Raw genomic sequence first — 11,793 nt, 5'->3', positions numbered from 1 at the left:
CAGCTTTAATATTTAGGGATATTATGAAGCTATTTCACACAAATACTTTCAGGTTCATTTTGGTGCTTGTTTGGTTGTTTACGTTAGGAGCGACCCCACCCAAATTTCCTGCGCATCATTTTAAAGCATATATCGTTCAGGATGGTCAACAGCTTCCCATTAAATATCATGTGGTTCAGGTAAAGCGAAAACCTTTTCAAATCATAGTGGATATGCCCGATAAAGAAGGTGTTTTTGTCAATGCATCCTTTTCAAAAAACACCTATAAAAATGCATTGAAAAATGTTCCTTTTAAAGATTTGAATGGTTTTTCTGAAGCAGCAATATATGAAGTGTGGAAGAATCCGAATAAAGAGTTATTGGTGTCGAATACAAAACCATGTTTTTGGTTTATTGAATCTCGTTTAAACCACCGATTTAGTGATTATGAATGGGTGAATAAACGATACATCTGTACACGTCAGGTGGATGTTATTTACGATGTCAATGTACATGAAGAAGTGGATTTTAAACAGTTGGATACGCCTATGTATTTAACATTTATTAAGTTTAAAAAGATAGGAGAAGACTTTAGAGGGGAAGAGTTGATGCGTCATGAATTTAAGATAGAATGGGTGGATTAATTGAAAATATGAAAATACTTCGAACCGATTCTGAAAATAAAGGGTTTAAGAGTTTAGTGAGACATTTAGATTCCGAATTAGAGGTAATTGACGGTGATGCGCATTCTTTTTATGATCAATATAATAAAATAGATCTAATCAAAAATGTCGTGGTTATTTATAGTTCAGAGAAACCAATTGGATGCGGTGCGTTCAAGTTGTTTAAAGATCAAACCGTAGAAGTCAAAAGGATGTATACTTTACCAGAAAATAGAGGGCAGGGGATCGCATCAAAGGTTTTGCAAGAACTGGAAATCTGGGCGAAAGATTTAGGTTATACGGATATTGTCTTAGAAACGGGGAAGACTATGGAAAGTGCTATTGGTTTATATCAATCTAAAGGCTATCATGTGATTGATAATTACCCTCCATATGTGGGAGTGGACAATAGTATTTGTTTTTCTAAGCGTCTATAGCTACTCTTGAATCAAAGCATCAATTTGTTCAATCAAATAATCTTTAAGGTTTTCTGCATTTGAATAACCTGTATGATGTATTCTCAATGTGCCATTTTTATCAATTAATGCTAAAGTAGGAAATGCTGAAACGTTAACCGCCTGACTTGCTAATCCGGTATCATCAATGTAAAAAGGCAATTGATAAGAATTAGATTGAACGAAGTTTTGAATTTTTTCTAATGTATCTCCACTTCCTTTGGCATTTGTGATCAGGAAAACAACCTTGTCATTTTCTTTATAGTGTTTCACAACTTCTTCAAGTTCAACAAATTCATCCCTACAAGGCTTACACCATGTAGCCCAATAGTCGACTAGTACAACTTTACCTTTCAATTCACTTAGATAAATTTGATTCCCATCCAAATCACGTATGGAAAAATTAGGAAGTTGTTCATGAGTAGTCTGTGCCAATACACTTTGAACATATCTAGGGTACTGGACTAATCCACCATATAAAGCTAAAATAAATGCTGTACCCAGAATGATAAGCTTCACATAGATTCCCTGGTTTAATGTTTTTACATGTAGACCAATTGCAGTAAACAATACTCCGGAAATCCCAACAGGAACAACAGAAGGATTGATAAAGCCAATAAGAATCACAAATACAAAAGGACTTGCTAACGACCAAACTTGTTTATACAATGGAATTTCCGATTCATCTCTGGTATACCCAATGATTAGACTGGTTAAAGAAGCCAAAACAGCGGCATAATGAAAACCATAATAATATCCGACCAGAAAAGTGAGTAAGAAGTTAAATAAACTGAGATACCCCGTCATTTTTTTCTCATGCTTTAAACGTTCTTCTTCGGTCTTCATCTTTTGTTCTTCCATAGTCGATCAATCAGTTGACAAATTTAGTGTGTAAGGTTTTAAATGTTATGTAATGAAAGTTGCAAAACATAGTCAAAAAAAAGAGGCCTATCGAAGGCCTCTTTTTTTAAGATTAGAAATCTTTTAAGAATTTCCTTTTTTATAATCTGCTAAGAATTGCGCAAGACCAATATCTGTTAAAGGGTGTTTTAGCAATCCTAGAATAGAACTTAAAGGTCCCGTCATAACATCACTACCAATCTCAGCACATTTAATCACATGCATGGTGTTTCTTACAGAAGCTGAAAGAATTTCTGTTTCGAACATATAGTTGTCAAAAATCATTCTGATTTGAGCAATCAAATCCATACCATCATAGCTCACATCATCTAAACGACCGATGAACGGAGAAACATAAGTCGCTCCCGCTTTAGCTGCTAAAAGAGCTTGTCCAGCTGAGAAAATCAAAGTGCAGTTGGTTTTAATTCCTTTATCAGAAAAGTATTTTAGAGCCTTAATTCCGTCTTTGATCATAGGAATTTTTACTACAATATTTGGATGTAAAGCGGCCAATTCTTCTCCTTCTTTAATCATACCTTCATAATCTGTTGAGATCACTTCAGCACTCACAGGTCCGTCTACGATGTTACAGATTTTAACATAGTGATCTAAAATGTTTTGAGCTCCGGTAATACCTTCTTTTGCCATTAATGAAGGATTTGTTGTTACTCCGTCTAAAACACCTAAATCTTGAGCTTCTTTAATTTGATCCAGATTAGCGGTATCGATGAAAAATTTCATAGTAATTGAATTTATTGCTGATAAAAATGTGAAATAAGTTTAGATCTAAGATGATTCGTGATCACATCAAGCCCTTTGGTATAGTGACTGTTGTTAGTCACAATAACATGCGAGTCATCACGATATGGTTTTAAATATTTTTTATACGAAGGTACAACATGGTTTTCCCATTGATAACGTACAGATTCTTCGTTATATCCTCGTTCAACATAATCTCGTTTCAACCTTCGTTCAAGCATCTTATGTTCCCTAACATCAATAAAAACTCTTAAATCCAGAGCTTTTCTGATTTCTTCAAAATGGAAAATAAATAAACCTTCCATAATGATGATTGGACGAGGTTCAATGGTGATAAGCCCAGGAATCTTTTCAGCATTATTGAATGTATATTCCTTAATGGTAATAGGCTCCCAGTTCATGACATGTTCTAAATCAGCATGAAATTTTTCACGATCAATAGACGTTGGTAAGTCAAAATTGACTTCTCCGTTCTCATCCTTTTTTTGTTCATGAATAGGAAGATAATAATTGTCCTGAGTGATAATGGAAACAGTTTTAGGAGGAAGAGAATTCTTCAAGTCCATTAAAAAAGATGTTTTCCCGGAAGCACTCCCACCGGCTATTCCAACAAGATATGGTTTTACCTTCATGGGGGACAAAAGTAGTCCTAATTATATGAGTAAGATTATTTTTTAGTCTACAAATCTCAACAAGTTTATAACAATGCGCAGTGGTAAAGGTTTGATGGAATAGAAAGGTAGGATAATCGGTTTATCTGAGACCGAAAAAAAATATTTAAGATTCGATTTTTATGCTATATTTGGGGCTGTTCATAATGTTTTAGAAATGAAGAGTATTTATAAGCTAATGTTGGTTGTAGCTGTTTTAACCCTAGGGTTTGTAGGGTGTCAAAAGGACACACTGGTAACCAATGTCCCACATAATGAAGACCCAGACTTTAATTGGGGAAAAGGAGACTCGATTCCAATTGTAGCGCCATATTATTTTACGGGGAAAGTTGATAGTGTTTTTTATACCCTTCAGGATAGTATTGATGGATTTTACAATTTGGTGTTTGATTCAGGTTATGTAGCGTGTGATTCTCCGAGTGTATTTTATGGACAATTAACTGGGATGTATAGTTTAAGTGGAACACATACATTAGAAATTAAGATTTTGAAATGTATTGCCGATTCTACAAGTAAGCCGGATAAAGAAAGTTTGTTATATGTGGGAACTTATCCTTACGGAAGTAGTGATATTTTGGCTCCTATTGATGGTGTAGAAATATCATGGGTAGATGATACTGGAAAAGTTTGGAGGACCTTAAGTGGTAGTGGATCTAAGGCAAATGATTCATTTCAAATTTTGTCGGTAACTGCAGCACCTGCAAATGTTTTAGGTGAAAGTGTGATTCTGGGAAAAATGGATGTGACTTTATATAATGGTACGGAATCTATACGTATTGAAGGAGGAGAATTCCAATTCCAGTATGGAGTATATTAGAAAGGATTTAGGGTGATGAAATTGGATATTCGGGTATTTGTAGTTCTGTTGTTAGGACTGTTTTGGTTGGTTTCGTGTGAATCAGATGAAGCGTTGCAGCCATATGTAAACCCCAATCAATCGGATACCAGTGGAAACAATGTTGCCATAGATTTATTTGTGAGTGTTGAAATAGACAATGTGCCGTTTAGCTATTTTAATGGAATTAATAATTACTCGAATTGGACCATTAGCGCAGAGGAAGGATTTTGCCCAACAGATATCAATAAATTTATTCAAGCGCATACTACAGCTTTTGTGGTTCCAAATAAATTGGAAGAGTCTATTTACATTGATTTAAAAGGATGTGCAAGAACGGATAGTTTAAAGGATATTAGTAAAATCGATTCGGTATTAATAGTCGGAGAATATCCATATTATCCTAAAATGACTGATGATGATAGATATGCTATTGTTCGTTATATAGACGCGGATAGTGTGTTATGGAGTACTGCATTCGGAGGGAATACAAGTTCTTTTGCAAGGTTTGAACTATCTGCTATTGAGGATAACAATTATGACGTTTTCTCACAGAAAATAGCATATGGTAAGTTCGAGGGTTACCTATACAATGCAGCTGGAGATTCTATTAAGTTGAAGAAAGGTCAATTTAAAGGAAGAATTGTTCAGAATTAGGCATTATCAAGTTAAAATATAACTTTGCTTAATAACCTGATTTTATACTATATTGATGAAACATATTATACTATTATTAGTCTCGGTATCGGTGATTTTTACAATGTCTTGTAACAAGAAAGTCGATGCTTCATTTCCTCCTCCTCAGCCAGAAGATAGTATGGTTGTTGTCAGTGATGTGAATTATTTCATCAATGCAACCGTAGGGGGGACTGTTCTGGATATGAAGAGTAGTGTAAACAATGTTGGAAATGGTGTGTTTAGAGAGGATCAAGGGCCTTGTGGTTTAGGAAATACTATGAAATTCACTTCCTATTTTGCATATGTTTCGGATACATCAAAAAAAGAGATGATAGGTTTCGGGTTACGCAACTGTGTAAGCGATACTGCTGATGGTATTAATGACAGTACTTATTTAAAACTGAGTTTCCCAATTGAAATTAGTTACCCTGACACATCAATTGCTTTTATAAATTATATAGATGCTGATAGCGTTTTTTGGAGCTCCTCATTAGCACCAAATGGATTTTCTACACAAGCCACCCATTCATTTACAATAACTGATGTGGCAAAGAATTATGATGGCTTTTCTGCTTTAGAAGTGAAAGGCTCTTTTTCTGGATGGGTCTATAATGCCAGTGGGGATTCTCTTTTGATTTCCAATGCGAGTTTCTTTAGTCGTGCATGGGCATTTTAGTTATCCCACATATTCTTGCTTAACGACTAAAGCAAACAAATCATTTTCCAACGGTAAATAACCCTGTTCGTAACAGAAGAAGTATGTGTTTCCATTTTTTGTGATATAAGTATTGGTATGGTAGTTAAAATCGAAACCAAGTAATAATAATGTCTTTTTACTGGTTTTGGATTTTCCGTTAGGATTTAATTTAGAAAGGATTTGCCTATTTTTTCGTAGTGTTCTATTGATTTTACGCATCAGGTTAGTTGAGTCTTTGTTAAATCTATTGTTATAAGTGTTTCGACAAGAATCAGAGCAAAACTTTTTATCGGATCGGCCTTTAAAAGGATCACCACATTCGGGACATAAATTTGACATTGTATTGGGTTTTGAATCTATAAAAGTACGTAATTTAAATTAATCATTTATGGATGATTATCAGCAATAGACAAAGGCAATTTTTTTACCTTTATGGTGCAAATTTAAATATGAGGATTATGATTTATAAGAACTTTTATTCAGAGGTAGGGAAGTTGTTATATGCTCTGGCCAAGGCAGATGGAAATATAACTGATGCAGAAATTAAAGCAATTCATAAGCTGGTTTTAGAAGACCTGGTTCCATTGGAAGATAGCACGGATGAATTTGGAACAGATTCAGCGTTTTATGTTGAAATGGAGTTCGATTATTTAAATGAGAATCTATACGATCCTGACGTGGCGTTTAATTCGTTTATCGATTATGTAGAGGAGCATTATACTGCATTTGATGATAAACTTAAGCAGGCAGTTTATAGAGTCGCAGAAACGCTAATTAATTCTTTTCACGAAACCAATATTCAGGATCATAAAATAATCTTGAAATTGAAAGAAATTTTGCTCGATAAAGCTGATGTATCAATTCAGCAGATTTAGGGTTAAAGAGAAATAGTGCGAGATAATATTTGCTCGCACTATATAAGTCTATTCTTGAACAAGTAATGGTAAAAATTCCTTTTTTGGAATATCCATGGTATAAGATTTTACAGTCTTAAGCGTTAGTTTATTAGATCTTAACCACGGGTTATATTCTTTAAGAATTTTATAGTTTAATCCAATTTCCTTTGAGAATGAAGCCAAATCGGTAATACTCGTATCAATAGTTAGAGGCTCCGTTTGAATCTTATTCCATAATTGATTTTCTCTAAACTGGAAACCGTATTTTTCTGGTGTTGATAAGATTTCTTTTGCAGCGATGATTCTATAAACATATCTTCCAGTCTCGGTATTTAGTTTTAGATCGTAATAAGAATCTACTTTTTGTTTGGTGATTTGACGATTTAAACCACCCATTCCCATATTATACGAAGCAGCAGCTAAAGTCCAGCTTCCAAATTTTTTGTAAGCTTCGTTTAGATACTTACAGGCTGCCTGAGTAGACTTTACAATATGGTATCTTTCGTCCACTTCAGTGTTAATTTCTAATCCATATTGTTTACCTGTAGTTTTCATAATTTGCCAAAAACCAGTAGCACCGGCAGGAGATACAATAGGGGTTAAACCACTTTCAATTACAGCCAAATATTTAAAATCTAACGGAATCCCATTTTCTTTTAGAATCGGTTCAATGATTGGAAAATATTTATGCGCACGTTTTAGGTAAAGTAGCGTATTGGATTGCCAATAAGTATTCACCAGCAATTCACGATCTAGTTTCTCTTGTACATCAACCAATTGAAGTGGTACTCTCTCTTCAGCAAATACGAGGTCATTGGGCAGATTTAGCGCGTAAATTTTGTAGTCCGTGTTAAAGGAATGTTGGTATTCTTCTTTTTCAACAACTTCATTTTTACTGAAACTGAACAATTGCATTGCCCCGTATAAAGCAAGAGGTAAACCTATAAATGTTACGATGTACTTCGAGAATTTTGTGTGCATAATAATTCAATTTTAAAATGGAGAATCTAACTCTTTAAGTGAGATATTATTTTGATCTTTAGCTGAAAGTATTGGATTTTCAATATTCCAGTGAATACCAATGTCAGAATCATTCCAACTAATTCCAGATTCAAGTTGAGGACTGTAATAGTTGGTACATTTATAATTAAAAACTGTTTGATCCTCTAAGGTACAAAAACCATGCGCAAACCCTTCTGGAATCCAAAGCATAAGTTTATTAGCTTCATTAAGCTCTACACCATAGTATTGACCATATGTAGGAGAGTTTTTACGAATATCTACAGCAACATCATAAACGGCACCTTTGATTACACGAACAAGTTTTCCTTGAGCCATTGGAGGTAATTGAAAATGTAAACCTCTTAAAACCCCTTTGTTAGAAAGAGACTGATTATCTTGAACAAATTTTTCATTGATACCTATTTCTCTTAATTTTTCTTCATTATAGCTTTCGTAAAAATAGCCTCTCGAATCTTCAAATACTTGAGGTTGAATTAGTTTAACACCAGGAATATCCTCTGCAATGATTTTCATAAATTTTAGTCTTTGATTGGCGCGAAAATAACGAGAGGTATGATTCAGTCAAATATTGCTAGACATAATATATCAACAAAATTTTGTGTCAATTTATCGGAATTTGATAAGGATAGATGTCATTAATGTGGAATATGTTTCCTTACCATTCCATAAACAAATGTTCCCAGCATTGCAGCAGCAATAAAAACACCGAATACGGTATATCCACTTCCCATGAGAACGAACATCATTCCTGAACAAACACCGGTAAGAGCCCAGCCCATTCCGAAAATGATTCCGCCAATAATATATCTTGGCCAGGTATGCGCTTTAGGATTGAATATTTTCTGTTCCCCTTTAGAGGTTTTGACAAAACCTAGTTTGAATAACTGCGTAATGATAATTCCAAATGTGATTCCGGTTATGATGATCCCGTACATGTGGAAATCTTGAAAGTGAAACATTTCGTAAATTCTGAAAAATGAAATCATTTCCAGTTTATAGGCTCCAAAACCAAATAGGAACCCTACCATTATATACTTAAAGAATTTCATGATGATCGATTTTTAGTTGATATATCTTTTTCAGATTAAAATGGGATTTTTAAAATGTAAGGAAGGAATACATAGGTCATAATAAGCCCTCCTATAAAAAAGCTAATTACCGCGACAAGAGATGGTAGTTGTAAGTCTGCTATACCTGAAATAGCATGTCCGGAGGTACACCCCCCTGCATATCTTGATCCAAAACCTATTAAAAAACCACCACCCACTATGATGATAAACCCTCTGAGTGTAAACAGAGACTTCCAGCTATATAGATTCCAAAAATCAGGAATATCGGCTTTTTCTACAGTAGGAGCAGGAACAATAGGTACTTCACCATAAACCAATTGAGCTCCAGGAACATCTTTAGAGATTTCGTTTAGTGATAAAACGGTTTCCTGAGATATATGAGCTTCCTGATCAGGAGAAAAGTAGGTTGCAGCCATATAACCACCAAACATAGCACCCAAAGCCACCATGAGATTCCAACCTTGAGATTGCCAATCGAAATTAAAGAAATCAGAAAACTCACCAGCACCATCTGCGGCACACATTGTCCTAAGATTAGCGGATAACCCAAATTCTTTACCAAAATAAAGTAAGAAGAACAGCGTGATTCCTATTGTTATTCCTCCTGCCCACCATGGCCAGGGCTGACTTAAAATTTCATGAATATTATGTAATGTTTCCATTGTATTAGAATTAAATGAGTCTAACATTTTGACAATGTAAAGTTACAAATGTTCGTAGGGTTAAAGTATTGACTTATCTTCTGTTTATTTATGATTCAAGGACAACAAAAAAACTGACTAAACATATGAAAAATCTAATATGAATTGATTTAGAGATACTTGTTGTTGAAATTTATTGTAGAAGGTTAAAAACTATGGCATAAAAAAACCTCAATCATTACGATTGAGGTTTTTTTAGTTATCCATTAACTATATTAAAACCTCTCAAATCTTGAGAAAAAGAAATTTGCTTCGATTTGTGCATTTTCGTCACTATCAGATCCGTGAACTGCATTCTCGCCAATAGATTTTGCAAAACGCTTTCTAATAGTACCTTCTTCTGCTTCAGCAGGATTAGTTGCACCAATTAATTTACGGTAATCTTCTACAGCGTTCTCTTTTTCAACGATTGCTGCTACGATTGGACCTCCAGACATGTATTCTACCAATTCTCCGTAAAACGGACGTTCTTTATGTACTGCGTAGAATTCGCCAGCTTGCTCAGCTGATAAATGAACTTTTTTTAACGCAACGATTCTAAATCCCGCGTCAGTGATCATTCCTAAAATATGTCCTGTGTGACCTGCTGCAACTGCTTCAGGTTTTACCATAGTGTAAGTTATAGTACCTGCCATTTTTTTATGTTTTTATTTTTCGCGCGCAAAAGTAGTGCATTCTTTTAAATGGCATTGGTCTTTTCAAAAGACTTTTTTGTTAGATTTATGTAAGTATTTTTCTTGATGTAATCTTATTCTATATTTAATCGAATCAGTGGATTAAAAAATTACTTTTGCAGCCTTTTTTAAAATTGGAAATCAATCATTATGAATCGTTTTAAACAGGCTGCGGGTTCGTTTGCTCGAAATTTCACACAAAATCCTAAGAATGATTTATTATCCGGACTTACCGTTGCTTTGGCATTAGTGCCGGAAGCTGTGGCATTTTCGTTTGTTGCAGGAGTAGATCCTTTGGTCGGGCTTTATGGTGCATTTATGATGGGGTTAATAACATCTTTATTGGGGGGACGACCTGGAATGATTTCTGGTGCCACCGGAGCGATGGCTATTGTAATGGTAGATTTGATTCGTAAAGGAAATGATGTTGGTTTAGGGCTGGATACACCAATTGAAAATCTCGGTTTGCAGTGGTTGTTTATCACTTTGCTTTTGGTGGGAGTAATTCAAATTTTGGCTGGAGTATTGAAACTGGGAAAGTTCGTTAGATTGATTCCGCACCCGGTAATGATGGGGTTTGTAAATGGTTTGGCTATTGTCATATTTATTGCGCAGTTGGGGATGTTCAAAGAAACCATAAATGGTGAAAAAGAATGGTTAGAAGGAATGCAGCTCTATACTATGATAGGATTGGTTGGTCTTACGATGTTGATTATGTGGGGGTTGCCTAAGGTTACAAAGAAAATTCCAGCAGCTTTGACAGCCATTATAGTGGTTGCAGCAATAACTATTTTGGGTGGGATAGATGTAAGAACTGTAGGTTCATTCATTAGAGATGGTGGTGGTAAAGGTCTGGAAGGTAGTTTGCCGCATTTCCAATTTCAAATTTTTGGCTTGGTGGATACCATAATGGGGCATTGGGACCTGATAGTTTCTACGGCATTCTTACTTGCAGCTGTAGGTTTAATCGAATCTTTAATGACATTAAACCTGATCGATGAAATGACGGATACGCGGGGATCGGGAAACAGAGAATGTGTTGCACAAGGAAGTGCAAATATTTTAAATGGGTTGTTTGGTGGAATGGGAGGTTGTGCAATGATTGGTCAATCCATTATTAATGTGAATTCCGGAGGTAGGGGAAGATTATCAGGAGTTGTGGCAGCCATTGGATTATTAATTTTTATTCTATACGGAGCCCCATTAATCGAGCAAATTCCAATCGCAGCCTTGGTTGGTGTAATGTTTATGGTAGTAATTGGCACATTTGCCTGGAGTAGTTTTAGAATTTTAAACAAAATCCCATTAGCAGATGCATTTGTTTTGATCGCTGTTTCTGCAATAACAGTTTGGAAAGATTTGGCTATTGCAGTTATCGCGGGAGTCATTATCTCTGCTGTAGTGTTTGCATGGCAAAATGCAACGATGATTCGTGCAAGAAAGCGCACAAAAAATGATGGAACCAAGGTATATGAAATTTGGGGGCCTTTATTCTTTGGTTCGATTCAAAATTTTAATTCAAAGTTTAATCCAAAGGGTGATCCGAAGAGAATAGAAATAGACTTTATGGAATCTAAAGTTGCTGATCATTCGGGGATGGAAGCCGTGAGTAATATTGCAGATAAGTATTTGAATTTAGGTAAAGAATTGAAATTAATACACCTAAGTCCGGAGTGTAAAATGTTATTGCTTAAAGCGCATCCAAAGTTGGAGCCCATAATTGAAACTTCAATTGAAGATCCTAGATATCATGTCGTAACAGACATGATGGATGAAGAAGTATAAATAATGAG

The 11,793-nt window shown here is 35.1% G+C and carries 16 protein-coding genes; 7 read left to right on the top strand and 9 right to left on the bottom strand.

Going from position 1 to position 11,793, the window contains the following annotated elements:
• Window positions 1-23: 23 nt before the first annotated feature.
• Window positions 24-623 (top strand): hypothetical protein, encoded by a 600-nt coding sequence (locus tag KFE94_01010; protein UTW66721.1) that lies wholly within the window; start codon window positions 24-26, stop codon window positions 621-623.
• Between the two features lie 8 nt (window positions 624-631).
• A complete protein-coding gene (locus tag KFE94_01005) occupies window positions 632-1,078 on the top strand; it encodes a GNAT family N-acetyltransferase (protein UTW68185.1) in 447 nt (148 codons plus the stop codon).
• Here KFE94_01005 and KFE94_01000 read toward each other — a convergent pair whose 3' ends face one another.
• The 3 genes from KFE94_01000 to KFE94_00990 form a co-directional block, all read right to left on the bottom strand.
• Window positions 1,079-1,957: a TlpA family protein disulfide reductase gene (locus KFE94_01000; protein UTW66720.1), complete on the bottom strand. Its 879-nt coding sequence runs from the start codon at window positions 1,955-1,957 to the stop codon at window positions 1,079-1,081.
• A 123-nt stretch (window positions 1,958-2,080) separates the two neighbouring features.
• Complete coding sequence (gene fsa / locus KFE94_00995; GenBank protein ID UTW66719.1) at window positions 2,081-2,737, bottom strand: fructose-6-phosphate aldolase; 657 nt, start codon at window positions 2,735-2,737, stop codon at window positions 2,081-2,083.
• Between the two features lie 11 nt (window positions 2,738-2,748).
• On the bottom strand, window positions 2,749-3,387 hold the full coding sequence (locus tag KFE94_00990; protein UTW66718.1) for a uridine kinase: 639 nt from the start codon (window positions 3,385-3,387) through the stop codon (window positions 2,749-2,751).
• Window positions 3,388-3,583: 196 nt separating this feature from the next.
• Between KFE94_00990 and KFE94_00985 the strand changes: the two genes are divergently transcribed.
• From KFE94_00985 to KFE94_00975, 3 genes are read left to right on the top strand one after another with little or no spacing between them, the layout of a single operon-like run.
• Complete coding sequence (locus KFE94_00985; GenBank protein ID UTW66717.1) at window positions 3,584-4,243, top strand: hypothetical protein; 660 nt, start codon at window positions 3,584-3,586, stop codon at window positions 4,241-4,243.
• Window positions 4,244-4,258: 15 nt separating this feature from the next.
• Complete coding sequence (locus KFE94_00980; protein ID UTW66716.1) at window positions 4,259-4,918, top strand: hypothetical protein; 660 nt, start codon at window positions 4,259-4,261, stop codon at window positions 4,916-4,918.
• A gap of 55 nt (window positions 4,919-4,973) precedes the next feature.
• A complete protein-coding gene (locus KFE94_00975; protein UTW66715.1) occupies window positions 4,974-5,615 on the top strand; it encodes a hypothetical protein in 642 nt (213 codons plus the stop codon).
• On the opposite strand, the gene KFE94_00970 is transcribed toward KFE94_00975, so the two are convergent.
• The gene (locus KFE94_00970) at window positions 5,616-5,975 is read right to left on the bottom strand and encodes a hypothetical protein (GenBank protein UTW66714.1); all 360 of its coding nucleotides are present in this window, start codon (window positions 5,973-5,975) and stop codon (window positions 5,616-5,618) included.
• Between the two features lie 119 nt (window positions 5,976-6,094).
• Between KFE94_00970 and KFE94_00965 the strand changes: the two genes are divergently transcribed.
• Window positions 6,095-6,511: a hypothetical protein gene (locus tag KFE94_00965; protein UTW66713.1), complete on the top strand. Its 417-nt coding sequence runs from the start codon at window positions 6,095-6,097 to the stop codon at window positions 6,509-6,511.
• 48 nt (window positions 6,512-6,559) lie between these two features.
• Here KFE94_00965 and KFE94_00960 read toward each other — a convergent pair whose 3' ends face one another.
• The 5 genes from KFE94_00960 to KFE94_00940 all read right to left on the bottom strand — a co-directional run bounded on the left by KFE94_00960 (window position 6,560) and on the right by KFE94_00940 (window position 9,961).
• Window positions 6,560-7,447 carry a lytic transglycosylase domain-containing protein gene (locus tag KFE94_00960; protein ID UTW68184.1) on the bottom strand — a complete coding sequence of 296 codons (888 nt, stop codon included), beginning with the start codon at window positions 7,445-7,447 and terminating at the stop codon, window positions 6,560-6,562.
• 78 nt (window positions 7,448-7,525) lie between these two features.
• A complete protein-coding gene (gene rfbC, locus KFE94_00955) occupies window positions 7,526-8,068 on the bottom strand; it encodes a dTDP-4-dehydrorhamnose 3,5-epimerase (protein UTW66712.1) in 543 nt (180 codons plus the stop codon).
• Between the two features lie 122 nt (window positions 8,069-8,190).
• On the bottom strand, window positions 8,191-8,604 hold the full coding sequence (locus tag KFE94_00950) for a YeeE/YedE family protein (GenBank protein ID UTW66711.1): 414 nt from the start codon (window positions 8,602-8,604) through the stop codon (window positions 8,191-8,193).
• Between the two features lie 35 nt (window positions 8,605-8,639).
• Window positions 8,640-9,287 carry a YeeE/YedE family protein gene (locus tag KFE94_00945; protein ID UTW66710.1) on the bottom strand — a complete coding sequence of 216 codons (648 nt, stop codon included), beginning with the start codon at window positions 9,285-9,287 and terminating at the stop codon, window positions 8,640-8,642.
• A 254-nt stretch (window positions 9,288-9,541) separates the two neighbouring features.
• Window positions 9,542-9,961: a nucleoside-diphosphate kinase gene (locus tag KFE94_00940; protein UTW66709.1), complete on the bottom strand. Its 420-nt coding sequence runs from the start codon at window positions 9,959-9,961 to the stop codon at window positions 9,542-9,544.
• A gap of 189 nt (window positions 9,962-10,150) precedes the next feature.
• Between KFE94_00940 and KFE94_00935 the strand changes: the two genes are divergently transcribed.
• A complete protein-coding gene (locus KFE94_00935) occupies window positions 10,151-11,785 on the top strand; it encodes a SulP family inorganic anion transporter (protein ID UTW66708.1) in 1,635 nt (544 codons plus the stop codon).
• Window positions 11,786-11,793 lie beyond the last annotated feature (8 nt).

The sequence above is a fragment of the bacterium SCSIO 12643 genome, assembly GCA_024398135.1.
Lineage (GTDB): Bacteria > Bacteroidota > Bacteroidia > Flavobacteriales_G > Salibacteraceae > CAJXZP01.
This window is presented reverse-complemented; position numbering and strand designations above follow the sequence as displayed.